This is a genomic window from Bradyrhizobium sp. P5_C12 (assembly GCF_054049735.1).
Window position 1 is genome coordinate 65,055 of sequence record NZ_JBFULU010000025.1, and the last position, 25,355, is coordinate 90,409.

General features: G+C 64.5%; 23 protein-coding genes, 1 tRNA gene and 1 riboswitch. Of the genes, 12 read left to right on the top strand and 12 right to left on the bottom strand.

Features of this window, described 5'->3' with window-relative positions; all coding sequences use genetic code 11:
* Window positions 1-185: 185 nt before the first annotated feature.
* The gene (locus tag ACXJMY_RS22300) at window positions 186-1,406 is read left to right on the top strand and encodes a ubiquinone biosynthesis hydroxylase (protein WP_456621496.1); all 1,221 of its coding nucleotides are present in this window, start codon (window positions 186-188) and stop codon (window positions 1,404-1,406) included.
* Between the two features lie 295 nt (window positions 1,407-1,701).
* Here the strand turns inward: ACXJMY_RS22300 and ACXJMY_RS22305 are convergent, their stop codons facing one another.
* Both ACXJMY_RS22305 and ACXJMY_RS22310 read right to left on the bottom strand, forming a co-directional pair.
* A complete protein-coding gene (locus ACXJMY_RS22305; RefSeq protein WP_092232493.1) occupies window positions 1,702-1,899 on the bottom strand; it encodes a Trm112 family protein in 198 nt (65 codons plus the stop codon).
* Between the two features lie 61 nt (window positions 1,900-1,960).
* Window positions 1,961-2,491, bottom strand: coding sequence for a TetR/AcrR family transcriptional regulator (locus tag ACXJMY_RS22310; protein WP_456621497.1), 531 nt, complete (start codon window positions 2,489-2,491; stop codon window positions 1,961-1,963).
* Window positions 2,492-2,597: 106 nt separating this feature from the next.
* Here ACXJMY_RS22310 and ACXJMY_RS22315 point away from each other — a divergent pair, with 106 nt between their 5' ends.
* From ACXJMY_RS22315 to ACXJMY_RS22330, 4 genes are all read left to right on the top strand, one after another.
* Complete coding sequence (locus ACXJMY_RS22315; RefSeq protein WP_456621498.1) at window positions 2,598-2,948, top strand: hypothetical protein; 351 nt, start codon at window positions 2,598-2,600, stop codon at window positions 2,946-2,948.
* 254 nt (window positions 2,949-3,202) lie between these two features.
* A complete protein-coding gene (locus ACXJMY_RS22320; protein ID WP_247352511.1) occupies window positions 3,203-3,481 on the top strand; it encodes a PepSY domain-containing protein in 279 nt (92 codons plus the stop codon).
* 38 nt (window positions 3,482-3,519) lie between these two features.
* Window positions 3,520-4,110: a cytochrome b/b6 domain-containing protein gene (locus tag ACXJMY_RS22325; protein ID WP_456621499.1), complete on the top strand. Its 591-nt coding sequence runs from the start codon at window positions 3,520-3,522 to the stop codon at window positions 4,108-4,110.
* A 221-nt stretch (window positions 4,111-4,331) separates the two neighbouring features.
* On the top strand, window positions 4,332-6,833 hold the full coding sequence (locus ACXJMY_RS22330; protein WP_456621500.1) for an EAL domain-containing protein: 2,502 nt from the start codon (window positions 4,332-4,334) through the stop codon (window positions 6,831-6,833).
* A 12-nt stretch (window positions 6,834-6,845) separates the two neighbouring features.
* On the opposite strand, the gene ACXJMY_RS22335 is transcribed toward ACXJMY_RS22330, so the two are convergent.
* Both ACXJMY_RS22335 and trxA read right to left on the bottom strand, forming a co-directional pair.
* Window positions 6,846-7,523 (bottom strand): LON peptidase substrate-binding domain-containing protein, encoded by a 678-nt coding sequence (locus ACXJMY_RS22335; protein ID WP_456621501.1) that lies wholly within the window; start codon window positions 7,521-7,523, stop codon window positions 6,846-6,848.
* 124 nt (window positions 7,524-7,647) lie between these two features.
* A complete protein-coding gene (trxA, locus tag ACXJMY_RS22340) occupies window positions 7,648-8,571 on the bottom strand; it encodes a thioredoxin (protein WP_456621502.1) in 924 nt (307 codons plus the stop codon).
* A 276-nt stretch (window positions 8,572-8,847) separates the two neighbouring features.
* Here trxA and ACXJMY_RS22345 point away from each other — a divergent pair.
* Window positions 8,848-8,922 (top strand) — tRNA-Gly (locus ACXJMY_RS22345).
* Window positions 8,923-8,992: 70 nt separating this feature from the next.
* Here the strand turns inward: ACXJMY_RS22345 and ACXJMY_RS22350 are convergent.
* The gene (locus tag ACXJMY_RS22350; protein ID WP_456621503.1) at window positions 8,993-9,565 is read right to left on the bottom strand and encodes a TetR/AcrR family transcriptional regulator; all 573 of its coding nucleotides are present in this window, start codon (window positions 9,563-9,565) and stop codon (window positions 8,993-8,995) included.
* A gap of 108 nt (window positions 9,566-9,673) precedes the next feature.
* Between ACXJMY_RS22350 and ACXJMY_RS22355 the strand changes: the two genes are divergently transcribed.
* From ACXJMY_RS22355 to ACXJMY_RS22370, 4 genes are all read left to right on the top strand, one after another.
* Entirely contained in the window at window positions 9,674-10,360 is a 687-nt protein-coding gene (locus tag ACXJMY_RS22355) for a glutathione S-transferase family protein (protein WP_456621504.1), read from the top strand.
* A 114-nt stretch (window positions 10,361-10,474) separates the two neighbouring features.
* On the top strand, window positions 10,475-11,461 hold the full coding sequence (locus tag ACXJMY_RS22360) for an NAD-dependent epimerase/dehydratase family protein (RefSeq protein ID WP_456621505.1): 987 nt from the start codon (window positions 10,475-10,477) through the stop codon (window positions 11,459-11,461).
* Window positions 11,462-11,844: 383 nt separating this feature from the next.
* A complete protein-coding gene (locus tag ACXJMY_RS22365) occupies window positions 11,845-13,125 on the top strand; it encodes a PQQ-dependent sugar dehydrogenase (RefSeq protein WP_456621506.1) in 1,281 nt (426 codons plus the stop codon).
* 196 nt (window positions 13,126-13,321) lie between these two features.
* Window positions 13,322-13,915, top strand: a complete 594-nt coding sequence (locus tag ACXJMY_RS22370) for a c-type cytochrome (protein WP_456621507.1) — start codon at window positions 13,322-13,324, stop codon at window positions 13,913-13,915.
* 181 nt (window positions 13,916-14,096) lie between these two features.
* Here the strand turns inward: ACXJMY_RS22370 and panE are convergent, their stop codons facing one another.
* The 4 genes from panE to ACXJMY_RS22390 all read right to left on the bottom strand — a co-directional run bounded on the left by panE (window position 14,097) and on the right by ACXJMY_RS22390 (window position 17,943).
* Entirely contained in the window at window positions 14,097-15,020 is a 924-nt protein-coding gene (gene panE, locus ACXJMY_RS22375; protein ID WP_456621508.1) for a 2-dehydropantoate 2-reductase, read from the bottom strand.
* Between the two features lie 187 nt (window positions 15,021-15,207).
* Window positions 15,208-15,816 (bottom strand): 2-hydroxychromene-2-carboxylate isomerase, encoded by a 609-nt coding sequence (locus tag ACXJMY_RS22380; RefSeq protein WP_456621509.1) that lies wholly within the window; start codon window positions 15,814-15,816, stop codon window positions 15,208-15,210.
* Window positions 15,817-15,910: 94 nt separating this feature from the next.
* Window positions 15,911-17,260 carry an MATE family efflux transporter gene (locus tag ACXJMY_RS22385; protein ID WP_456621510.1) on the bottom strand — a complete coding sequence of 450 codons (1,350 nt, stop codon included), beginning with the start codon at window positions 17,258-17,260 and terminating at the stop codon, window positions 15,911-15,913.
* 86 nt (window positions 17,261-17,346) lie between these two features.
* Entirely contained in the window at window positions 17,347-17,943 is a 597-nt protein-coding gene (locus tag ACXJMY_RS22390) for a DUF2239 family protein (protein WP_456621511.1), read from the bottom strand.
* 151 nt (window positions 17,944-18,094) lie between these two features.
* Between ACXJMY_RS22390 and ACXJMY_RS22395 the strand changes: the two genes are divergently transcribed.
* Complete coding sequence (locus ACXJMY_RS22395) at window positions 18,095-18,760, top strand: glutathione S-transferase family protein (RefSeq protein ID WP_456621512.1); 666 nt, start codon at window positions 18,095-18,097, stop codon at window positions 18,758-18,760.
* Window positions 18,761-18,872: 112 nt separating this feature from the next.
* On the opposite strand, the gene ACXJMY_RS22400 is transcribed toward ACXJMY_RS22395, so the two are convergent.
* Both ACXJMY_RS22400 and ggt read right to left on the bottom strand, forming a co-directional pair.
* The gene (locus ACXJMY_RS22400; RefSeq protein WP_456621513.1) at window positions 18,873-20,168 is read right to left on the bottom strand and encodes an MFS transporter; all 1,296 of its coding nucleotides are present in this window, start codon (window positions 20,166-20,168) and stop codon (window positions 18,873-18,875) included.
* Between the two features lie 94 nt (window positions 20,169-20,262).
* Window positions 20,263-22,014, bottom strand: coding sequence for a gamma-glutamyltransferase (gene ggt / locus ACXJMY_RS22405; RefSeq protein ID WP_456621514.1), 1,752 nt, complete (start codon window positions 22,012-22,014; stop codon window positions 20,263-20,265).
* Between the two features lie 100 nt (window positions 22,015-22,114).
* On the opposite strand from ggt, the gene ACXJMY_RS22410 reads away from it, so the two are divergent.
* Window positions 22,115-23,500, top strand: coding sequence for an MFS transporter (locus ACXJMY_RS22410; RefSeq protein WP_456621515.1), 1,386 nt, complete (start codon window positions 22,115-22,117; stop codon window positions 23,498-23,500).
* Between the two features lie 112 nt (window positions 23,501-23,612).
* Here the strand turns inward: ACXJMY_RS22410 and purH are convergent, their stop codons facing one another.
* Complete coding sequence (gene purH, locus ACXJMY_RS22415) at window positions 23,613-25,205, bottom strand: bifunctional phosphoribosylaminoimidazolecarboxamide formyltransferase/IMP cyclohydrolase (protein WP_456621516.1); 1,593 nt, start codon at window positions 25,203-25,205, stop codon at window positions 23,613-23,615.
* Between the two features lie 25 nt (window positions 25,206-25,230).
* Window positions 25,231-25,312: riboswitch (ZMP/ZTP riboswitch) on the bottom strand.
* Between the last annotated feature and the right edge of the window lie 43 nt (window positions 25,313-25,355).

The window sequence follows — 25,355 nt, forward strand, 5'->3', positions numbered from 1 at the left end:
CCGGGGCATCGCGCCAGCGATGAACCCGGAATCCCGAGCGATAATCTCTGGATTCCGGGTTCGCGCTTCCGCGTGCCCGGGAATGACGGAACGGAGCCGTTCCGCCCTTGTTTCACCGCACTGTTTCGCCCACCTCAAGTCTGCTAGCAAGTCCAAGAGTTAGCCGGGAATTTGGGCAGAAGAATATGTCGGTACAGGGTAGCATTGTCATTGGCGGGGGCGCGTTTGCCGGCCTGGCGCTGGCCCTGGCGCTGCGCCAGGGGCTCGGCCCCGAGATTCCCGTCATCGTTGCCGACCCGGCGCTCAGCATGCGGCCGAGCCGCGACCCGCGCGCCACCGCGATCGTGGCCGCCTGCCGCCGCCTGTTCGAGGCGATCGGCGCCTGGGACGACGTCAAGGGTGAGGCGCAGCCGATCCTCGACATGGTCGTCACCGATTCCAAGCTGGAGGACGCCACGCGTCCGGTGTTTTTGAACTTTGCCGGCGACGTCGCGCCTGGCGAGCCCTTCGCACACATGGTCGAGAACCGCCGCCTGATCGATGCGCTGGTGGCACGCGCCGAGGCCGAGGGCATCGATCTCCGCGCCACCGTGGTGACGTCCTACGATACGCGCGCCGATGGCATCGACGTGACGCTGGGTGATGGCAGCGTCATTGCAGCAAGCCTCCTGATCGCCGCCGATGGCGCCAAGTCGAAGCTGCGCGAACGCGCGGGCATCGCCACCCATGGCTGGGAATACGATCAATCCGGCATCGTCGTTACCGTCGGCCATGAGCGCGACCACGAGGGCCGCGCCGAAGAGCACTTCCTGCCGGCAGGTCCGTTCGCGATCCTGCCGCTGTCCGGCAAGCGATCGTCGCTGGTGTGGACCGAGGGCCGCACTGAAGCCGCGCGCATCATTGCGCTCAGCGAGGAGGAATTCCACGGCGAGCTCGAGCAGCGTTTCGGCCTGCATCTCGGCGAGGTGAAAGCGCTCGACAAGCCGCGCGCATTCCCGCTGTCCTATTTCGTGGCGCGCTCCTTCATTGGAGAGCGCCTGGCGCTGGTCGGCGATTCCGCGCATGTCATCCATCCGATCGCCGGACAGGGCCTCAACATGGGGCTGAAGGATGTCGCCGCATTGGCCGAGGTCGTCGTCGATGCCGCCCGGCTCGGCATGGATATCGGCGAGGCCGGCGTGCTCGAGCGCTACCAGCGCTGGCGCCGCTTCGACACCATGGCGATGGGCCTTGCCACCAACTCGCTGAACTTCCTGTTCTCCAACCAGTCGACGCTGCTGCGCACCATGCGCGACATCGGCCTCGGCATCGTCGACCGAGCCCCGCCGCTGAAGAATCTGTTCATCCGCCAGGCCGCCGGCCTCACAGGCGAGGTGCCGCGATTGCTGAAGGGCGAGGCGCTTTAGTTCTCGCTGTCGCCCCATTCTCCGCTCGTCGTCCCGGACAAGCGCGCCCCAAGCGCGCGCAGATTCGGGACCCATACGCCGCAGCAATAGTTTTGCGAGGACTCGGAGTTACCAGCTCGTGCGACAACGCAATTCGTGGTTATGGTTCCTGGCCTTCGCCAGGACGACACCGAGGGTGTGGAGCGACCATCGCGCAGCAACGTCGTAGCCCGGATGGAGCGCAGCGCAATCCGGGACCCCGCCCCAGTTCGAAGAATCCCGGATTACGCTGCGCTCCATCCGGGCTACAAGTTCCTCAATCGATCTTCCGCGCCTCTTCCGGCAGCATGATCGGGATGCCGTCGCGAATGGGATAGGCGAGCTTGGCGGAGCGCGAGATCAGCTCCTGCTTCGCGGAATCGAATTCCAGCGGGCCCTTGGTCAGCGGGCAGACCAGGATCTCCAGCAGTTTGGGATCGACGCTGTTTTCGGGGCGTTCGGTGGGCGCGTTCATCTTGGTCTCCGGCAATCGGGCTGCCTGTAGCACAGAAAATCGCGGCCGCCCATTGCTGCGGCTAGGCAGAGACCATCCGCAGGATCTCGTCGAGCAGCCCCTGGAGCCGTGCCGCCGGCACCGGTGTGCCGGACAAGGCGAAGCCGAGAAAGGTCCAGTACAGGATCTGCGCGCGGGCCTGCGCCATCGCGGGCGTCAGTCCGCGCTTCTCCAGCAGCGTCTCGATATAGTCGAGCCTGCGGCGGTCGATCGCGCGAACCGCGGCTTGCGCGGCCGCATCGAACGCCGCCCAGTTGCGCACCGCACGTTCCAGGTCGAGCCGCGCGCCAAAGGTCCTGCGCAGCAGCGCCGCCAGCGGCTCGCCGCTGTCGGCCTCGACGTCGGCGATGATCTGCTCGGCCGCGATCTCGCGCCAGCGCTTCAGGATGGCGGCGTGGAACGCGCCGAGATCGGCAAAGTGCCAATAGAAGCTGCCGCGCGAGACGCCCATGGCCTTCGCGAGCGGTTCGGCCTTCAGCGCGGTGAAACCGTTTTTGGTCAGCGCCTTCAGGCCCTCTTTGATCCAGTCGTCGGCGGAGAGTTGTTCGGTCATGACCGGTTCCAGAATCGTGCCATACACTAGTGTATTGACAGGCGCGGGGCCAGCGCCTATGTCACCATACAGAACTGTATGGACGAAGCTTCAGGGAGCTCTGCCGATGCGTGATCTCTTGCTCCAGTGCGCCGGCGTCGTGGCCATTGCCGTGGCCCTCATTCATGGCATTCTCGGCGAGACCAAGGTGTTTCCTCGCGCCCGCATCGAGCCGGAACGGCTGCGCACCCTGATCCGGCTGGTCTGGCAGGCCTCGACCGTCGCCTGGATCGGCGGCGGCGTGCTGCTGATCGCGGCGCCCTGGATGGAATCGGAGCCGGCGCGCCGCTGGATCGTCGTCACCATGGCCTGCGTATTCGRCTTCTCGGCTGTCGCCAACGCATGGGCCACGCGCGGCCGGCATTTCGGCTGGATGGCGCTCAGTGCCGTCGTGGCAATGGCGGTCGCCGGCTACTGAAGTCGAACCGAAAAGGTTGCGCGTCGCAGCGGAGCTTTGAGGCAAAGACAGCGGCCGATCCAAGCCCGTGAGACGTAAGGCCGCAGCGGCCGCGCAAATGTGCGCTGCGTGCGGAGAGCACTGATCTTTTTGCGACCGTTAGAATAACTCTAAAGCGAATCAGCCTCGAACCGGATTGACTTCACCATCTGCTTTGCTTCCTTCGGTCGCGCTTCGCGCAAGCCGTTGCGCGCACGACAGAGAAGGAGACGTTCGTGAAGGTTATTCGTGTTGTTGCCATTGCACTGACGATCGGGATTGGCGCGGGATCGGCGGCCATGGCCGACGGTTTCAAGGATTGCACCAAGCTCGACAAGGCGTCGTGGAAGCCGGCCAGCGAAGCCGAAGCCAAGGCGAAGGCGCTGGGCTACGAGGTGCGGCGCTCCAAGATCGAAGGCTCCTGCTATGAGGTCTACGGCGTCAAGGAAGGCAAGCTCTACGAGCTGTTCTACAGCCCGGAAGATCTCAGCCTGAAGCACACGATTGCAAAGTAAGCTGCGCAACGTGAACGGTACAAAGTGAACTGACGCTTATGGACGAGCCGGTGCCGGAAGCGGGCGGGGAGCCGATTAGGCCCCCCGCGAATCGAATCGCTTCGCGGACGGTCGAGGTCTGGGACCTCCCGCTGCGCCTCTGGCACTGGGCTCTCGCCATATCGGTCCTGGCCGCGTGGTTCACGCCCACCGTCTATAACGGACTTCACCGCATCGTCGGCTATGCGGTGATCGGCCTGTTGGCCTTTCGGCTGGTCTGGGGTTTTTGGGGAAGCCGTTATTCGCGCTTTCGGATGGTCGGCGTCAGGCTTCGCGCCGCACCGCATTATGTCTGGAATCTGCGCCGTGGCATGACCGGCCGGTATATCGGGCTCAATCCCGCCGGCACCGTGATGCTGGTGGCCCTGCTGCTGTCGCTCGCCGTCTCGGCGATCACGGGCGCAATGTCGGTGACCGTCACCTTCTTCGGCGTCTGGTGGATCGAGGACACCCATGCTTTTGCATCGGACGCCGTCATCGTCCTGGTCGTGCTGCACGTCGTCGGTGTCGTGCTGATGGGAATGCTCCAGCGCGAGAACCTGATCCGCGCGATGATCACGGGACGCAAGCGCATCCGTAGTTCCACCTGAGCAGGGCTGGTTTGGTTCGAACCGATGGAACCGCGGGCTCGCTCAACCGCGTAGTTTCACGGGACTCAAAGTCCTCGCCCGCACAGGCTTACCGCTAAACGGCGCCATTGCCGAGCTGGGTTTACCTCACGATAGGCATGCAACCGGGCATTGCGGAAAATTAACGCGAAGAAAGCCTATCGGATCGATCCTTGCGGATATTGACGAGGGAGGCGATTTCGATGTTCCGCGTTTTTACCTGCCTCACGGCAGAGCATGATTGGCGGCTTGTCATGCTGGCCGGTCTGGTTTGCTTCGCTGCAAGCATTGTGGCCGTCAGCATCTTTCATCGCGCGAGCGCGTCGCGCGCCTGGGCGCGGCTGATCTGGATTGCGATCGCCGGCGCCGCCATCGGCTATGGAATCTGGGCAACGCATTTTGTCGCAATGCTGGCCTACGAACCCGGCGTCTCGACGGGTTACGGCATCGTTCTGACAGCGCTGTCGCTCGCCGCGGCGATGATCCTGACGTCAGGCGGTTTCGGCGTTGCCGTCAGCAACTCCGGCCGGTGGCGCGCGGCTGCGGGCGGCGGCATCATCGGCGCCGGTATTGCGAGCATGCACTATCTCGGCATGTGGGCCCTCGAAGTGCCTGGCCGTGTCACCTGGTCGCCGCAGCTGGTGTTGGTCTCGATCATCCTCGGCATGGTCCTGGGCTACGCTGCACTCGCGGTCGCCCTGGGCCGCAAGGACAAATGGGGGACCTTCGTCGCGGCGCTGCTGCTGACGCTCGCCATCGTGTCGCATCATTTCACGGCCATGGGGGCCGTGCAGATCGTTCCAGACCCGACGCTGAACAGCGATGCCTTGTCGCTTTCGCCGGCCTTCCTCGCCGTGGCAATTGCGGGTGTGGCTCTGTCGGTGCTCGGGATGAGCCTTGTCGGCGTGCTGGCGGATCGCCGGCTTGCGACCCGAACCAGCCGGTTCGAGGAAATCATCCGCGAGCTTTCGCTCGCCAGGCAACAGGTGGAAGATTCGCAAAAGGAAATCCACGACCAGAAGATCAGGCTGGACACGGCCATCAACAACATGGTCGAGGCCCTGTGCATGTTCGATGCGGAGAAGCGACTTGTCGTCAGCAACGAGCGTTATGCCCAACTCTATCGGCTGCCGCCGGAACTGCTGAGAACGGGGACGCCGCACGCGGACATCATCAGGCATCGTATTGTGAATGGCCTCCTCAAGGGCGACTCCAGCGAGGGCGCTGCCGGGCAATTCATCTCGAAATTGGCCGCGTTGCCGTTCGATGCAGTCTCGAGCAGGATCGACGAGTTCGCCGATGGACGGCTGATCTGCGTGACGCGACAGCCAATGGCCGGCGGCGGGTGGGTGGCCACGCATCTCGATGTCACCGAGCAACGCCGGTCCGAGGCCAAGATCACTCATATGGCGCAGCACGATGCGTTGACCGATCTGCCAAATCGCGTGCTGCTCAGGGAGCGGATGGAACACGCCATTGCGGTTACGCGCAATGGCGGTGTTGATCTGGCCGTGCTCATGCTCGATCTCGATCGCTTCAAGGAAGTCAACGACACGCTTGGACATCCGGCCGGTGACTCCCTGCTGCGCGCCGTCGCCGCGCGGCTGCGCGAATGCACCACGGAAACCGCGTTGATCGCCCGGCTGGGCGGCGACGAGTTCGCGGTGATCGACTACGTGACCAACCCGGCCGTGGAGGCCGCGACCCTCGCCGAGAAAATCAGAAAGGCGCTCTGCGAACCCTTCGATCTCGGCGATCACCAGGTCACGGTGGGCACCAGCATCGGCATTGCCATCGCGCCGCGCGATGGCAACGATTCCGACGTGATCATGAAGAGCGCTGATCTCGCCCTCTACTCGGCCAAGAGTGGCGGACGCGGTGCATTCCGTTTCTTCGAGCCGGAACTCGACAAGCTCATGCATGCGCGACGCAATCTGGAGCGCGACATGCGGGATGCGCTTGCCGGCCTTCAATTCGAGCTCCACTACCAGCCATTCGTCGATGCCGCGACCGGCAGGACCAGCGGCTTCGAGGCCTTGCTGCGCTGGCATCACCCGCAGCGAGGCCTGGTCATGCCCGGCGAATTCATCCCGCTTGCGGAGGAGACCGGCCTGATCGTGCCGCTGGGAGAATGGGTCTTGAGGGCCGCCTGTGCGGAAGCCGCCAAATGGCCCGCCGATATCAGGATCGCGGTCAACCTGTCGCCCGCTCAATTCAGGAGCAAGGAGCTTGTCCCGGTCATCATCAGCGCGCTGGCGAGCTCGGGCGTTGCGCCGCACAGGCTCGAGCTCGAGGTGACCGAGACGGTGATCATGCACGACAGCGAAGCGGTGTTCGCAGTGCTCGGTCAACTGCACGAGCTCGGCGTGCGAATCGCCCTGGACGATTTCGGCACCGGCTATTCGTCGCTGAGCTTTCTGCAACGATTTTCATTCGACAAGATCAAGATCGACCGCAGTTTCGTCAACGACCTGTCCAGCGCGAGCGCGGAGGCGCACCATCTCGCGCGAGCAGTTGTTCGTTTCGCAGTCAGCCTCGGCAAGACGACGACCGCCGAAGGCGTCGAAACGAAGGCGCAGCTGGACATCCTCCGTGAAGAGGGCTGCATCGAAACCCAAGGCTATTATTTCAGCCGGCCGATGCCTGCATCCGGCATCGCCAAAATGCTGCGGCGGGGTCCCGGAGCGGTCGTCTGCGCCGCGTGAGCATTCAGGCCGTCACTGCAACGGCGGATCGCCGCTGGTGCGCTTCTTGGCGAGATCCATCTCGGTGACCGCGATCAAAATCTCGGCGCGGGTCTTCAGGTCCGGCGCCTCCAGCATGGCCTGCTTCTCGGCCGGGCCGTAAGGCGACATCATCGCCAGTGCGTTGACCAGCGCCTCATTGGGGGCGCTCTCGACGCCTTCCCAGTCGACCTTGAGGTTGTTGGCCTTCAGGAAATCCGCCAGCGCCACCAGCAGCGCCTCGCGGTTGACTTCGTCCTCGCCCACGCGCGCGGTAAAATCGTCGGCGAAGGTGAAGAAGTCGACCTTGCACTGCCGGTAGGCGGTGAGCACCTCGAGCTCCTCGACCACCTTGAACCGCGCGACCCCGGTGAGCTCGAGGATGTAGCGGCCGTCACCGGATTCGGCGAGCTGTGTGATGCGGCCGACACAGCCGACGCGAAACAGCGCCGGCTTGTCGGAGTTCTTCGGCGAATGCGCGATGTCCGGCTGGATCATGCCGATCAGGCGATGGCCGTCGCGCAAGCAATCGTCGACCATCGCGAGGTAGCGCGGCTCGAAGATGTTGAGCGGCATCTGGCCGCGCGGCAACAGTAGCGCGCCCGGCAGCGGAAACACCGGAATGATCTCCGGAAGGTCGGCGGGCCCGCGATATTCGATGTTGATCGGCATCTGGTCCCCGCTGACGTCGCTAGAGCATGATCCGGACCCGAAGGGCCGCGTTAGCGCAAAGAGTGCAGCGGTTTTCCGACAAGATCATGCTCCGGCAATAACCACGCTCCAGCAATCATCACGCCTACGAAAACAGGATCGTCGACAAGCGCTTGCGTCCCTCGATCGTCGCTTCGTCCGTGCTGCCCCAGGCCTCGAAGAACTGCACGAGCTGCTTGCGGGCGCCGTCGTCGTTCCATTTGCGGTCGCGCTTGACGATCGCGAGCAGCTGCTCGGTCGCCGCCACCCGGTTGCCCTGCGCGTTGAGCGCGGTCGCAAGGTCAAATCGCGCCTGATGATCGAGCGGGTTTGCGGCGACTTTCTGTTCCAGCTCGGCGACGGGCCCGAGCGATTGCGCCTGCTCGGCGAGGTCGATCGCGGTCTGCACGGCCTTGACCGCGGGGTCGTTGCGCTTGGATTCCGGCACCATGGCCAGCGTCTGCTTGGCCTGCTCCATCGCACCCGAGACGGCGTAGCACTTCGCGAGCCCGGCCAGCGCTGCGATGTTGGTCGAATCGTGCTGGAGCACCTCGGCATAGATCTGCGCCGCCGCCGCAGCGTCGCCCTCGGCGAGCACGGCCTCGGCCTCCTGCAGGATCTCGGCGATGTTGACCTCGCCCGGCGCGGTCACGCCCTTGGTCAGCTTTTCGATGAAGGCGTTGAGCTGGCTCTCCGGCACCGCGCCCATGAAGCCGTCGGCGGGCTGGCCGTTGACGAAGGCGATCACGGCCGGAATCGACTGGATGCCCATCTGGCCCGGGATCGCTGGGTGCTGGTCGATGTTCATCTTGACCAGCTTGACCTTGCCCTTGGCGGCCTTGACCGCCTTTTCCAGCACGGGCGTGAGCTGCTTGCAGGGGCCGCACCACTCCGCCCAGAAGTCGATCAGAACCGGCTGGCGCTTCGATTCCTCGATGACGTCCTTCACGAAGGTCTGGGTGGTGGTGTCCTTGATCAGATCGGCCGCAGCCGGGCCAGCCGCTCCGTTACCCTGGTCGATGATCGTCACGGGATCCCCTCGTCTGATGTCTGGAATGGCGGGTCTTTAGCACGTCGCCAATTCATATGCTTCGCTGTCGGCCCCTAAAATTGGGCCGGGACGGCCGAATTTCAATCCATGGCAACCGATTCGGCGGTTCAAGGGCATTTTCGGCCGATTTGGCCGGGATCGGGGTCCATATGGGGCGCTGGAAGCGAATCTATCCCGCCGGTAGCTGTTGCATTCGCCGTCCGCTTTTGGCATACGACAGCCGTTGCCGGGCGCGTCACGCGGCCGACACAGGATGCGGGTGTAGCTCAGTGGTAGAGCACGACCTTGCCAAGGTCGGGGTCGAGGGTTCGAGCCCCTTCGCCCGCTCCAATTTTTCCCCAAGCATCCAAAATCCCGTAAGCGCAATTCGCTTCGGCTTGCCTTGAGCAAGCGCTGCGGATCAGGGAATCAATCCCGAGATGCGGTAGGCCTCGATGGTACGATCGTAGATCGAGATGTCGTTGCGACCGCGCGCAATCAGCTGCGCGCCCGCGATCGCGGCATAGATCGCCATCGCGCGCTCGTTCCTCTCCTCTTCGCTGGAGGATGGCTTGATGGTTGCGAGCACACGCGCGATCCACCCGATATTCATGCGCGGAAAACGATCAATCTCGCGCCTCACCTCTTCCGGAAGATCGTCGAGCTCGGCGCTCATGACGCCGCTCAGGCACATGCGATTGCCGTTGGCCAGCGCGGCACGAAAGATCTCGACGTAGCGGTCGAAGCACGCATGCGGATCGGGTGCTGTCGCGAGAATCTCCTCCAGATAGGCGGCCCCCTCCTCGGTGTAGCGCCGGGCCAACGCCACTCCGAGATCGCCCTTGGTCGGGAAGTGATAGTGCACGCTGGCACTCTTGATCCCCACCTCCTTGGCCAGCTCGCGAAAGCTCAGCGCGGTGTACCCGCGTGCCTGCACGGTCGCCCGGGCAGCCGCCAGGACGGCCTCTCGCATGTCGGTTTTGGTCTTTGCCATCGATTTCGTTACCTATCGATCGATAGATAGCCGTTGACGGCTGGGATGAGAAGGGGGTACGGGTACCACGCGTGCCTATCTATCGATAGACAGTTAAAAAGGTGCCAAATGAGAATCTATGATCGTCCAGGCTTTCCAAATCCCACCCGCATCCGCATCGTGCTTGCGGAAAAGCAGATCGACTCCAAGGTCGAGTTTGTCTCGGTCGACCTCATCGGGGCCGAGCACAAGAGCCCTGCGTTCCTGCAGAAGAACCCATCCGGCGTCCTGCCCGTGCTTGAACTCGACGACGGCACCTTCATCTCGGAATCCACGGCCATCACCGAATATCTCGATCATCTGGACGGCCGCCCGAGGCTGACGGGCACGACGCCGAAACAGAGAGGGCTGATCCATATGATGCAGCGGCGCGCGGAGGCCGAACTGATCGATCCGGTCGGCGAGTACTTCCATCATGCGACACCCGGCCTCGGCCCCAAGCTTCAGGCCTTCAAGAGCCTCGATTGGCACGGCCGCGCCGAGTGGGGACGGCGGCAAGGCGATCGCGCGCGCGCCGGGATGAGCTATTTCAACAGCGTGTTGGAGCGGCAGCCCTACGTCGCCGGAGACTCGTTCTCGATGGCGGACATTACCGTATTTGCCGGTCTGCTGTTCGCCGACGCCGCCGGCCTTACACCTCCCGACAACTCCTCCGCACTCATGGCGTGGCGCTCGCGAATCGCCGATCTGCCGAGCGTAAAGCATCGCAGTGGCCAGGCGTTTCTCGCCGACGATGCGCGCCGCCTCGGCCTGTGATTGACGGCAAGCCCTTCCGGGCCCAAACGGTTGCCGGATGGGAGGTGACGCGAGGCAGGCTGGAGCAGTTCAGTTTCGTCTCGCGCATCGCGGAAGATCAATCCCGGAGGAGCAATGACAATCCTGGTCACCGGCAGCGCCGGCCACCTCGGGGAGGCTATTCTCCGCACGCTTCGCGGGCGCGGTTCGCCCGTGCGCGGTGTCGATCTGAAGCCATCGCCCTTCACCGCTGCCGCTGGCTCGATCGTCGACCCAAGCTTCGTGCGGCGCCAGATGGAAGGCGTCAGCGCCATCATCCACACTGCGACGCTGCACAAGCCGCATGTGGCGACCCACGGCAAGCAGGATTTTGTCGACACCAACGTCACCGGCACGCTCAACCTGCTTGAGGCGGCCGCGGCTGCCGGGGTGAAGAGCTTCGTCTTCACCAGCACCACCAGCGCATTCGGCTCGCAGCTGCGGCCGGAGGCGGGACAGGCCGCCGTGTGGGTCACCGAGGATCTGCCGTCGGTGCCGAAGAACATCTACGGCACGACCAAGCTGATGGCGGAGAATCTGTGCGAGCTGTTCTTTCGCGAACATGGTCTGCCGGTCATGATCTTGCGAACCTCGCGCTTCTTTCCGGAGGACGACGACGATCCCACGATGCGGGCTGCCTACGCGCTGGAGAACGCGCAGGCCAACGAGCTGCTCTATCGCCGTCTGGATATAGCGGACGCGGTGAGCGCCCATCTTCTTGCCGTCGAGCGCGCGCCGAAGGTCGGCTTCGGTCGCTACATCGTCTCCGCCACGAGTCCCTTCGAGCCGGGCCATCTCGCCGCGCTTGCGCGCGACGCGGCCAGTGTCGTGCGCGAGCTCTATCCGGATTGCGCGGAGCTCTACGCCGCGCGCGGCTGGCGCCTGTTCCCGCAGCTCGACCGCGTCTATGTCAACGATCGTGCGCGGCGCGAGTTGGGATGGCGGCCCGAATTCGATTTTGCCCATGTCCTGGACAGTCTCCGCGCCGAACGGGACTTTCGCAGCGCGCTGGCGCGCGATGTAGGCTCGAAGGGCTATCATGACGCGGTATTCGACGACGGGCCTTACCCCGTCGCCTCGTAATCGCCGCTTTTGCCGTTTCGCTCGACGTGTCAGGTGTCTGCGCGGTTTTGCCGGGAGCAAGCTGGCCTGAGGCGTTCTACTGTGCATGGGGTTGTTTTCGCGATTTTTGCGACAGCACGACATTCGTGCTGCCTGGAAATTAGCCGCGCGCCATTTTGATTCCGCGTTGCAGCGAGATCGTTGCCGCCGTTGCATTCGCCTCGCGAGAAATTCCGTCTCAATTTTTACTGAGCGCAACCGCACTGCATGCGACGCGCTTCTCACCGCTCGCAGATGTGCTAACCTTTTTGCGTCTGTCCTCTCGACAGACGCCGAACCTCGCCTCTCGACTAGCAAAACAAAATAACGTGCAGCCCTGATGGCTGCCTTAGGGGAGTGACGCGATGAAATTCCATCGATCCGTCTTTCAATCTGTCCTGGCGCTTGCAGCGGTTGCCCTTCTTGCGGGGACAAGCGCCGGCAACGCACAGCAGCCGGACAAGAACAAGCCGCTGAAGAAATACGAATCCGGCACCAAGGAATTCTGGACCCATCCGCCGGATGACTGGTTCCTCGGCGACGAGACCGAGGCGCAGAAGGGACTGGCGCCGCCGTCGGGACCGCCCACTGGCGCGTCGGAGGCCGAGCTCGCGGCGATGATGAAGAAGATCAAGCTGCCGGCCGGCTTCAAGATCGAAGTCTATGCGCCCGGCGTGCTCGCGGCGCGGCAGATGGCCTGGGGTGACAAGGGCACGCTGTTCGTCGGCTCGTTCGGCCTCGGCAACGTCTATGCCATCAAGGACAACAACGGGAAGAAAGAGGTCAAGACCATCCTCAAGGGGCTGAACATGCCCACCGGTCTCGCCTTCAAGGACGGCGCGCTCTACGTCATCGCGGTCGACAAGCTGATCCGCTACGACAACGCGGAAGCCAATCTGGACAAGCTCGGCGACGGCAAGGTCGTCTATGACGACATGCCGTCCTATGCCGCGCATGGCTGGAAGTACATCGCGGTCGACAAGGAAGGCTGGTTCTATTTGCCGTTCGGACCGCCCTTCAACGTCGGCGTTCCCCCGACCAGCGTCTCGCAGATCCGCCGCGTCGATCCCAAGACCGGCAACGCCGAAATCTATGCGCTCGGCGTCCGCAATTCGGTCGGCGGCGACGTCGATCCGCGCACCGGAAAGTTCTGGTTCACCGAGAACGCGCGCGACTGGGTCAGCGACGATCTTCCCAGCGACAAGCTGAACATGATCTCGAAGATCGGCGAGCACTTCGGCTATCCCTATTGCCACCAGGGCGACCTGCCTGATCCGAAGTTCGCGATGGGCCACAAATGCTCCGAGTTCACGCCGCCCGTGCTGAATCTCGGCGCGCATGTCGCTCCGCTCGGCATGAAGTTCTATACCGGCGATCAATTCCCCGCCGAGTACAAGAACAACATCCTGATCGCCGAGCATGGCTCCTGGAATCGGCACAAATACCAGGGCGCCCGCATCAAGCGCGTGATCGTCGGGCCCGACGGCAAGAACGCCAAGCAGGAGGTGTTCGCCTCCGGCTGGATCGAGGGCGACCAGGGCTATCTCGGCCGTCCCAACGACATCATCCTCGCCAAGGATGGCTCGATCCTCGTCGCCGACGACTGGGCCGGCGCGATCTACCGCATCAGCTACAGCAAGAAGTAGCGCACGACGATATGGAGGCTGCGGTGGCCCAGAGGCGCCGCAGCCTCTCCCATTTCAAGTTCGCACGCTGTCGTTCCGGATTGGGCGCCGCTTGCGCGCAACTCCGGAACCCATAGCCACGAAACGGGGTTATGGATTCTCCGATGCGCAATTGCGCAATGTGGAATGACGAAATCGTTAGAGCGGAATCCCCATCATGTGCCGGCAGTCCATCTCGCACGCAATCAGCGCGGTTGCGCTCCTCACGCTCGGCTTCCTTCCGGCAGAGGCCGCCGATGTCGCCGCCGGCAAGGCCAAAGCAGAAATCTGCGCCGGCTGCCACGGCGACAACGGCGTCTCGCAGATGGAGAACATTCCCTCGCTCGCCGGCCAGCCCGATCAATTCCTGCAATGGCAGCTCGTGTTCTTCCGCGCTGGCTCCCGCAAGAACGAGCAGATGCAGCCGATCGTCGAAGAGATCAACAACGAGGACATCCGCAATCTCGGCGCCTATTTCGCCTCGCTGACGCCGCCGAAGGCTGCGGAGGACAATGACCCCGACCTGTCCAGGAAGGGCGCGCAAGCCGCCGCCGGCCGCCGCTGCGCCTCATGCCACACCGACACTTACGCCGGCACCAAGGCGGTGGCGCGGCTCGCCGGCCAGCGCGAGGAATATCTCGTGAAAGCGCTGAACGACTACAAGACGAGCCAGCGCGTCGGCGGTGCCGGCGCCGCGATGGCCGACGTCGCCTACTCCCTGAGCGAGGAAGAGATCACCGCGCTCGCGCACTATCTGGCGCATTTGCAGTAGCGGAGGCAGGAGGCATCACCAAACTCCGCCGTCGTCCCGGCGAAGGCCGGGACCCATAACCACAGGAGGGTGTGGTTACGGGGACTCGGAGTGACGACTTCGCGCACAATGTAGGCTTGTGGCTATGGGTCCCGGATCTGCGCTTACGCTTGTCCGGGACGACAGCGGAGTGTGGAGCTGGCTACCCCGCCCGCTGCTTCTCATACGCCTTCAGATGCGTATAGGCGATGCGCAGCTTCGGCACCGGCACCTTGGCGGCGTCGCCGCGCGCGATGAGATCGCCGATGACGTGATCGGCCTCGACCGGAAGGCCCGCCTTGATGTCGCGGAACATCGACGCCGTCATCGGCGACCCCTCGGTGGTCAAATTGCCCTTGACCCGCTCGAAGAACGGGCCGCCTGGCGTGTAGCCCGACGCCGTGGCGACCGCGCTGGTTTCATCAAGCATGCCGAGCAGGAAATCCCTGCCGCCGGGCGCAGCGAGGATGTTGCCGACGGAGCTGCGCATCAGGCTGGTGGAGGCCGCGAGCGAAGACAGGAACACCCACTTCTCCCACATGTCCTGCATGATGTTCTGGCTGGCGGTGGCACCATTGATGCCGCTCTTGAAGGCCTCGTCGATCGACTTGACCCGGTCCGACAGTATGCCGTCGCGCTCGCCGTAATTGATCGACTGCATCGGCTGCAGCTGCACCACCTCGCGCTTTTCGTTCAAGGTCGCTGCGATGGCGCAGAGGCCGCCGAGCACGCGCTCCTTGCCGAATTTGGCATCCAACGTGTCGAGATGCTTCATGCCGTTGAGCATCGGAATGATCGCCGTATTCGGCCCCACCGCCGCCGCGAAGGATTTGATGGCGTCGTCGAGGTCGAACGCCTTGCAGCTCAAGAGCACGACGTCGAATTTTTCGGACAGCTTGTCCGCCTCGACCCGCGGCGGATCCTTCAGCGTGACGTCGCCGTTCGGGCTCTTGATGACGAGGCCGGCGCTGGCGAGCTCGCTGGCGCGCCGCGCCCGGACCAGGAAGGTGACGTCGCGGCCGGCCTGCAACAGCCTGCCACCAAAATAGCCGCCGATGGCGCCGGCGCCGACCACGAGGATACGCATGGGATTGTCCTTGTTGTTTCTTCTTTGCTGTCGTCCTGGCGAAAGCCAGGACCCATTACCCCAATTGTTCATTGTCGGGCAAATTGGAGATCCAGCCCACCGCTTCAATAACCTTCGGTGGTTATGGGTCCTGGCCTTCGCCAGGACGACCTCGGGGAGATTGCGAGCTTTCCCCGCGATGCGGGAATCACATTCCCGACACCATCTCCTCGACCTCGCGCAACTGCTCCTTGCCGAAGAACATCTCGTTGCCGACGAAGAAGGTCGGCGAGCCGAACGCGCCGCGGGCCACCGCCTCCTCGGTGTTCTTGATCAGTTTGCCTTTTACCTCCGGCTCCTGGGCGCGGGCGAACAGTTTCTGGGCATCGAGGCCGGAGGACGCCAGCGCCTTCGCTGCCACTTCCGGATCGTCCATCTTCTTCGGCTCGCGCCACATATGGTGGAAGGCGGCCTCGACATATTTTTCGAACACGCCCTCGGCCTGGGCGGCGATCGCCGTGCGCATCAGGTTCAGCGTGTTGACGGGGAAGAAGGGGTTCATGACATAGGGCGGAACCTGGAAGCGCTTGAGAAAGCGCTCGGTCTCGACCGCCTGGAATTCGCGCTTGTTCTTGACGCCGGCGAGCGTTTCGGCCGGCGACTTGTTGTTGGTCGACTTGAAGATGCCGCCGAGCAGGATCGGCACATATTCGAATTTCACGCCGATCCGCTGCTCGATCGCCGGGATCGCCAGATGGCTGAGATAGGCGTTCGGGCTGCCGAAATCGAACAGGAATTGCGGGGCTGCGCGGGTCAAATTCGTCCTCCCTGGCGTCGCTTTTTGACATTGTGGCGCAGGGCGCGCCGCAGGTCTACCGTTTAATGATGGTCATAATACCTTGATGATCCGGTCAGATCAGGCGCCGGATCGCGCGCTTGCGCCACACCAGGAGGTAATAGCCCATCTGCAAAATGAACATGGCGCAGAACACGATCGGATAGGCGGCCCATACGCCCTTCAGGCCAATCGTGCGGCTCAGGATGATCGCGGCCGGCAGCTCGATCGCGACGATGGCGAAGATCGCCAGCAGCATCGGCGTCAAGGCGAAACCGGCGGCACGCATGGCGCCCGAAAACACGGTGGCCAGGCCGAACGGAACCGAGCTCCACAAGGCGATGTGGAGCAAGTCCTTGGCGAGATCGAGCACCGCGCCATCGGTGATGAAGATGCCGAGCACGGCGCGGGGTGCCAGATAGATCAATGCCACGAGGCCACCGGTCAGGATGACGTTGAACAGCAGACCGGTCCGTACGATGCCGTCGAGCCGCGCCCTGTCGCCGCCGCCGACCGCCTGAGCGCCGAGGATCGAGACCGCAATCGAAATCGACATCGCCGTGAACTGCGTGTAGCCCATCACCTGGTTGACGGCGCCATAGGCGGCGGTGGCGTCGGAGCCAAAGCCGTTGACGAGCCCGAGCAGCACGAGCTCCGCGATCGCCATCACCACCATGCCGATCGCGCTCGGCAGTCCGATGCCGAGAATCTTGCCGAGCACGGATCCGTTGAGCCGCAGATGACGCAGCAGCGCGGCATCAGGAGCAACCGCATGCTGCTTTCGCCGCAGATAGACGGCGAGCGCAATCAGCGTCAGCGCGTTGGCGATCGCGGCCGCCCATGCCGGGCTCGCGATGCCGGCCGCCGGCAATCCGAACGCGCCGCGGATCAGCATCGGCGTCAGGATCAGGCCGATCGCGGTCGACAACGCCAGCGCCAGCAGAGGCGTCAGCCCATCGCCGACACCGCGGATCATCGCCGTCATCAGCAGGAAGACGAAGCCGAGCGGCATCGTCAGCAGCATGATGCGCGCATAAGCGGAGGCCTGATCGAGAATGTCTGCGGGCGTCGCGAGCGCCATCATCAATGGCCGGCTGAACAGGCCGCCAACCAGTGCAATCGAGATCGAGAGCAGCAGGCCGACCGCGAGCGTCGCGCCGACAACGATTTTGATCCGGCCATGTTCACCGGCGCCAAACGCCTGCCCGATCAGCACGGTGGCGCCGGTGCTCAGGCCCATGACGAAGGCGAACAGGAAGAACATCACCGGGAAGAACGCCGAGACCGCCGCGAGTGCGTCGACGCCGATCATCTGGCCGAGATAGACGTTGCTGACGGTGCCGAACAACGATTGCAGCGCGTTGCTCAGCATCAGCGGTGCGAGGAAATGGAGGAAGGTGGTCCAGAGCGGCTTTGCGGCGGACATGGATTGGCCTTTCATCAGGGCGTGCGAAGCCGTTGTCGCGCAAGGTGCGCGGCTCGGCCGTTGATGGTTGATGGAAAGCGGTGCGCCTAGGCGCGGTCGCTGTAGGCGAGCTTGACGATGTGGTCGCGGATGTCGGTGGGCCAGTCGGCGATCAGTCCGGTGAAGCGCCGCCGGTCATCGGCGAACAGCGTCCGCGAAGCTTCCTCGAATTGCGGCAGGTTGCCCGCCATGGTCGACATGAAGTGGTAGGCCGCATCGCGCGCCTGCCGCTCGCGGTCCTTGTCGCCGCTCGCGCGCCGGGCCTCGTCGACGAGCTTTCGCAGCGCGACCGACGCACCGCCGGGCTGGGCGTTGAGCCACTCCCAGTGCCGCGGCAGCAGCGTCACCTCGCGGGCGACCACGCCGAGCTTCGGCCGGCCGCGGCCGCGCGGCTCGTTCGGTGGTGCGGTCTCCTCGACCGGGGGCGGCACAAGCTTCGCCACCCGTGCCAGCACCTCGCGATCCCCGCCGCGCAGATCGAAGTCGATCGATCGGCCCGTAGAGTCCTCGAAGATGATGATGGGCTCGTCCGGCGGTGGTGCGATCCGCTTCACGACCAGCGCGACCTCTCCGGCCGACCCGGACGCCAGGCGGCGCGGGCCTTGGAAGGCGGTGAAAGTCCTTTGCATCGGGATCATTGCCATATTTTTTGATGACTTTGGCCAATTAATACCCGGGTAAATTAGTGACGTCAATATACCCGGGTGAAAATATCCGTCCGGATGGCTCGACATTGCGGTCCCGGGCTGGCACGAACGCGCGGCCAATCGACCACGCCAAGCCGGGGACCACGCGATGCTGATCGTTCACCACCTCAACAATTCACGCTCGCAGCGCGTGCTGTGGCTGCTCGAGGAGCTGGGCGTGCCCTACGAGATCGTGCGCTATCAGCGCCAGCCCGACATGCGCGCGCCGAAGGAGCTGCGCGCCATCCATCCGCTCGGCAAGTCGCCCGTCATCACCGACAACGGCAACACCATCGCCGAGTCCGGCGCGATCATCGAATATCTCATCGCGACCTACGGCAATGGCCGGCTGATCCCGCCGCCGAACACGCCCGAGCGGCTGCGCTTCACCTACTGGCTGCACTATGCCGAAGGCTCGGCGATGCAGCCGCTGCTGCTGAAACTGCTGTTCACGCTGATGCCGAAGCGCGCGCCGGCGTTGCTGCGGCCGCTGGTGCGCAAGGTCTCGAACCAGGCGCTGACGGCGCTGGTCAATCCGCAGCTCAAGCAGCACATGGATTATTGGGAAGGCGAGCTGGGAAAGAGCGAATGGTTCGCCGGCAGCGACTTCACCGCCGCCGACATCCAGATGAGCTTTCCGCTCGAGGCCGCCCAGGCGCGCGGCGGGCTCGAGCAGGGTCACCCCAAGGCGATGGCGTTCCTCGAACGCATCCACGCGCGTCCGGCGTACAGCCGCGCTCTCGAAAAAGGCGGGCCGTATCAGGTGGGGCGGTAGGCTTCCTCACCGTCATTCCGGGGCACGCGAAGCGTGAACCCGGAATCTCGAGATTGTAGAGTGAGATCCCGGGTTCGATGCTTCGCATCGCCCCGGGATGACAGCCAAAGACTTAGTCCGCGTGCAGCACGCGGCCGCGCGTCTCCGGCAGCGCGAATGCGGCGATGAAGAACACCGTGTAGGCGACCACCGCGAACATCGCGATCGCATTGGCGAGCGTCGTCGTCGCCGACAGCGCGCCGACCAGGAACGGAAACAGCGCGCCGATGCCGCGGCCGAAATTGTAGCAAAAACCCTGGCCCGACCCGCGCAGCCGCGTCGGATAGAGCTCGGTCAGGAACGCGCCGATCCCCGAAAAATAGCCCGAGGCGAAGAAGCCGAGCGGGAAGCCAAGCACCCAGAGGATCTCATTGGTCAGCGGCAGCTGCGTGTAAAGCAGCACCACCGCGACGGCGCCGAGCGAGAAGGTCAGGAACAGATTGCGCCGTCCGATGCGGTCGGCAAGCCAGGCGCCGACGAGATAGCCGATGAAGGAGCCGATGATCAGCGTCGAGAGATAACCGGTCGAGCCGACGATCGAGAGATGCCGCTCCTTGGTCAGAAACTGCGGCACCCAGAACGTGATCGCGTAGTAGCCGCCCTGGCAGCCGGTCGCCATCAGCGACGCCAGGATCGTGGTCTTCAGGATCGGGCCCGAGAAGATCTCCCAGAGCGCCGGGCGATCGCCGCTCGCAGCCTGCTTGGCGCGGGCCGCAGCCGCGATCTCCGGCTCGGTGACGGAGCGGCGGATGTAGAATACCAGGAGCGCCGGCAGCGCGCCGATCACGAACATCCATCGCCACGCCGTCTCCGCCGGCATCAACGAGAACAGGATCGCCTGCGACAGCACCGCGAGACCCCAGCCGACCGCCCAGCCCGATTGCACCGAGCCGACCGCGCGCCCGCGATATTGCGGCCGGATCGCCTCGCCCATCAGCACCGCGCCGGCCGCCCATTCGCCGCCGAAGCCGAGGCCGAGCACCGCGCGCGCGATCAGGAGCTGTTCGAAATTCTGCACGACCGCGCAGACCAGCGAGAAGAACGAGAACCAGATGATGGTGATCTGGAGCGTCCTGACCCGGCCGATATGGTCGGAGAGATAGCCGCCGAGCCAGCCGCCGATGGCGGAGGCAAGCAGCGTCACGGTACCGGCTAGGCCCGCCGAGGCGGCGTCGACTTTCCACAATGCGATGATGGTGCCGATCACCAGCGGATAGATCATGAAGTCCATGCCATCGAGCGCCCAGCCCGCAGCGCAGGCCCAGAACGTCCGTCGCTCCGGCGCGTTCATGTCGCGATAGAAGGCGAGAAGGCTGGTGTCTTCGATCTCGGCGCGTTCGATGCGCCCGGTCGGATCGGTCGTGGTCATGTGCGTTTCCCCGGCAGTTTTTGGCTGGGCGGTGGTAGCACGCGCGGCGGCCGGCGCAAGCCGGCGCGAGCCTTCGCGCCATGCGGCAGACGAGTTACTGTCCCGCTGCTTCGGCGCCCCGGGTGCGCGGATCGGGCGCCCCGAGCGGACCGTTGGCGGTCACGAGAATCGAATTGGCGGAGGTTTGTCCCATCGGCTCGACGATCAGATGGTCCATTGCCTTGAGCTCGAACAGGACGGCATCGGGGAAGCCGCGCTCGACGCGCACCTCGTCCGGCAGCCATTGGTGATGCAGCCGCGGCGCGGCGACGGCGGCGGCAACGTCCATCCTGTAGTCGAGCACGTTGACGATCACCTGGAGCACGCTCGAGATGATGCGGCTGCCGCCGGGCGAGCCTGTGACCAGAACCGGCTTGCCGTCCTTCAGCACGATGGTCGGCGACATCGAGGACAGCGGTCGCTTGCCCGGTCCCGGCAGATTGGGCTCGAAGCCGACGAGCCCATAGGCGTTGGAAGCGCCGACCGCCGCGGTGAAATCGTCGAGCTCGTTGTTGAGCAGCACGCCGGTGCCGTCGGCGACGAGGCCGACGCCATAGCTGAAGTTCAGCGTATAGGTGTTGCTGACGGCATTGCCTCTGCCGTCGACCACGGAGAAGTGCGTGGTGTTGCTGCCCTCGCGCGGCGAGGTGGCGGCGGAGACGAGTTTGCTCGACGGTGTGGCACGGTCGGTGGAGATGCCGGCGCGCAGCTTGGCGGCGTAGTCCTTGGCGGTAAGGGTGTCGATCGGCGCGTTGACGAAGGCGGGGTCGCCGAGATAGCGCGCGCGGTCGGCATAGGCGCGTTTCATGGCTTCGATGAGGAGATGCAGCGAGGCCGGCGATCCCTGCTTCAGGTCGGCGAGTTGAAAGCCTTCGAGGATGTTGAGGGTTTCCACCAACACGACCCCGCCGGACGAAGGCAACGGCATCGAGACGATGTCGTAGCCGCGATAGGTGCCGCGCACCGGCGCACGTATCACCGCCTGGTAGGCTTTCAGATCGGCTGACGTCATGATGCCGCCGGCATCGGTCACGGCCTTGGCGAGCTTGTCCGCAACCGCGCCGTCGTAGAAACCGCGCGGGCCTTGCGCCGCGACGGCCGCCAGCGTTTCGGCAAGATCGCTCTGCACGAGCCGGTCGCCCTCGCCGAGCGGCGTGCCATCGGGCCGCGAGAAGATCTTGGCCGTGGACGGCCAGCGCGCGAGGCGCCGATGCCAGCCCGGCAAGGTGTCGGCCATGTCGTCGCTGACGATGAAGCCGTCGCGCGCGAGCGTGATCGCGGGCTCGAGCAGCTGCGCCAGCGTGAACTGGCCCGAGCCATATTTTTCCAAGGCCAGCGTGAGGCCCGCGACCGTGCCGGGCACGCCAACGCCGAGCGCGGAATCGCGCGACTTCGCGGCGTCGGGCTTGCCGTCAGGGCCCAGGAAGATTTGCGCCGTCGTCGCTGCCGGCGCCGTCTCGCGGTAGTCGATCGTGATGTCCTCGTTGCGGTCGGCAGAATGGATCACCATGAAACCGCCGCCGCCGATATTGCCGGCGCGCGGATAGGTCACGGCCATGGCAAAGCCGGTCGCGACCGCGGCATCGACGGCATTGCCGCCGCGCCGCAGGATATCGGCGCCGACCTGCGCGGATATCTTCTCCTGAGCCACCACCATGCCGTGCTCGGCGGCAACGGCTTGGACCGTGTCGAGCGCCGGTGGAACATACGCCCGGCGCGCATCCTGTGCGGTGGCGGGCCCGAGACCGAACGCCAAAGTGGCTATGAACGCGAAAAACGTCCGCCGTGTCGAGAATGACGACATCATCAAACTTCCGTCGTGGCCTCCGGCCAATTCACACGCGTCGCTATAATGCTATACGGTTTGCGCTAAGAGAGACAAAACTGTTTGTGATGGGACATCAATGATGACGACGATCGCCTCGGACGCGCGCCTGGCCGGCACGGAGCGGACCTATCCGCCGCGCGCCGCCGTCATCAGCTGGATCTTCTTTGACTGGGCCGCCCAGCCCTATTTCACGCTGATCACGACCTTCGTGTTCGCGCCCTATTTCGCGACCAGCATCGCGCCAGATCCCGCCACGGGGCAGTCGTTATGGGGATTTGCCGCGGCCGCAGCCGGCCTCGTCATCGCGCTGCTGTCGCCGGTGCTTGGCGCCATTGCCGACGCGTCGGGCCGGCGCAAGCCGTGGATCGCGACATTCGGCGCTATCCTGGTGCTCGGCTCCAGTGCGATGTGGATCGGCAAGCCCGGCGACCCCAGCATCATTCCGCCGCTGCTCACCGCCTTTGCGCTGGCGAGCGTCGGTGCGGAGTTCGCGACCGTCTTCAACAATGCAATGATGCCGACTCTGGTGCCGCCGGAGCGGATCGGGCGGCTCTCGGGCACCGGCTGGGCCACCGGCTATATCGGCGGCATCGTCAGCCTGATCATCGTGCTCGGCTTTCTCGCTGCAAATCCCGAGACCGGGCGTACGCTGCTCGGCTTCACGCCGCTGTTCGGGCTCGATCCCGCGACCCATCAGGGCGATCGTATCACCGGACCGCTGACGGGCTTGTGGTTCATCATCTTCGTGACGCCGATGTTCCTGTTCACGCCGGACTATCCGGCCAAACGCCCGGTGCGCGAGGCGTTGCGCGAAGGCTTGTCGGATCTGAAGCGATCGCTCGGTGAATTGCCGAAGCAGAAATCGCTCGCGGCGTTTCTGCTCGCCAACATGATCTACACCGACGGGCTGGTGTCGCTGTTCGCCTTCGGCGGCATCTATGCCGCCGGCACGTTCGGCTGGCACACGCTCCAGATCGGCACATTCGGCATCATGCTGGCGATCGCCGGCACGTTCGGTGCGTGGCTCGGCGGCAAGCTCGACGATTCCCTCGGGCCGAAGCGCGTGATCGCTGGCAGCCTGCTGATCCTGCTGCTGTCGGTGGCAGCCATCCTTCTGGTCGACAAGGACTCGATTTTCTTCATCAAGGTCACCCCTCCCGTACCGGGCGGTCCCTTATTCGCCGGCGCGGCCGAGCGGGCCTATCTCGTGCTGGGTTGCCTGATCGGTGCCGCCGGCGGCCCGCTCCAGGCCGCCTCGCGCACGCTGCTGATCCGTCTCGCGCCGAAGGACCGCATCGCGCAGTATTTTGGTCTGTTCGCGCTGACCGGAAAGGTGACCTCCTTCATCGGCCCACTGCTGATCGGCGTGATCACGGCCGTGACCGCGAGCCAGAAGGCCGGCATGGCCGTGCTGGTGGTGTTCTTCGTCGCGGGGCTGGGGCTGTTGATGCGGGTGCGCGATTAGCTTCGTAGCCCGGATGAAGCGAAGCGCAATCCGGGACCGCTATCGCCAAGCACACCGCTGTCGTCCCGGCCTGCGCCGGGACGACCCGCTGAGAGTTTAGTGCACCAAAAGCTTAATGCCGGAAGTGCCGCGTCCCCGTGAACACCATGGCGATGCCGTGCTCGTCGGCGGCCTTGATCACCTCGTCGTCGCGCATGGAGCCGCCGGGCTGCACCACGGCGGTGGCGCCGGCTTCGATGCAGGCGAGCATGCCGTCGGCGAACGGGAAGAACGCATCCGACGCCACCACCGAGCCCTTGGTCAGCGGCTCGGCGAGCTTCAGTTCATTGGCCGCATCCTGCGCCTTGCGCGCCGCGATCCGGGCTGAATCCACCCGGCTCATCTGGCCGGCGCCGATGCCGACGGTGGCGAGATCCTTGGCGTAGATGATGGTGTTGGACTTGACGTGTTTTGCGACCCGGAAGGCAAATTTCAGGTCGCGCATTTCCGCATCGCTGGGCGCACGCTTGGTCACGACCTTGAAAATCATGTCGTCGACCACGGCGTTGTCGCGGCTTTGCACGAGCAGGCCGCCCGCGACCGTCTTGGCGGTCAGGCCCGGCGCCCGCGGATCGGGCAGGCTGCCCGCGAGCAACAGACGAAGGTTCTTGCGGGCGCCGATGATCGCGATCGCCTCTTCGCTCGCATCGGGCGCGATGATCACCTCGGTGAAGATCTTTGTGATCTCGCGCGCGGTGTCGGCGTCGAGCGCGCGGTTCATTGCGATGATGCCGCCGAACGCCGAGGTGGAATCGCAGGCCAGCGCCTTGCGATAGGCGTCGACAAGGTTCGAGCCTTCAGCGACGCCGCAGGGATTGGCGTGCTTGACGATGACGCAGGCCGCGGTGCGCTTGGTGTCGAACTCGCCGATGCATTCATAGGCCGCGTCGGTGTCGTTGATGTTGTTGTAGGACAGCTCCTTGCCCTGCAACTGCCGCGCGGTCGAGACGCCCGGGCGCTTGTCGGGCGTCGCGTAGAACGCCGCGGTCTGGTGCGGGTTCTCGCCGTAGCGCAGCGACTGGATCAGCTTGCCGCCGAAGGCGCGGAAGTCCGGCGCGTCGATCTCGAGCTGGCGGTTGAACCAGTTCGAGATCGCGGCGTCATAGGCCGCGGTGCGCGCATAGGCCTTTGCCGCAAGCCGCCGGCGCAAGCCGAGCGTGGTCGCGCCCTTGTTGGCGGCGAGCGCGTCGAGCACGGCCTGATAATCCTGCGCCTCGACCACGACGGCGACGTCATCATGATTCTTCGCGGCGGCGCGGATCATCGCGGGGCCGCCGATGTCGATATTCTCGATGCAATCTTCGAAACCTGCGCCCTTCTCGACGGTTGCCTCGAACGGATAGAGGTTGACGACCAGCAGGTCGATCGGCGCGATGCCGTGCGCCTTCATCGCGTCCGCATGGTCCTTGTTGTCGCGGATCGCGAGCAGGCCGCCATGCACCTTCGGATGCAGCGTCTTGACGCGGCCATCCATCATCTCGGGAAAACCGGTCAGCTCGGAGACGTCTTTCACCTTGAGGCCGGCCGCGGCGATGGCCTTGGCGGTGCCGCCGGTCGAGACCAGCTCGACGCCTTGCGCGGCCAGCGCCTGGGCGAATTCGATCAGGCCGGTCTTGTCGGAAACGGAAAGCAGGGCGCGGGTGACGCGGCGGGGATGGTCAGTCATGAGCAAGATCCTCTGTCTTAAGGAGTGTCTATGCCCAGGCGCGCGGCGGATATGTCCCGCGCTTCCCGATGGTGCTCCATCCAAGGTCGCCAGTCGCGCGAGCGAGCGCTCGATAGCAGCTTTCGGCGCTTTTCTCAACGGCTAGATCGG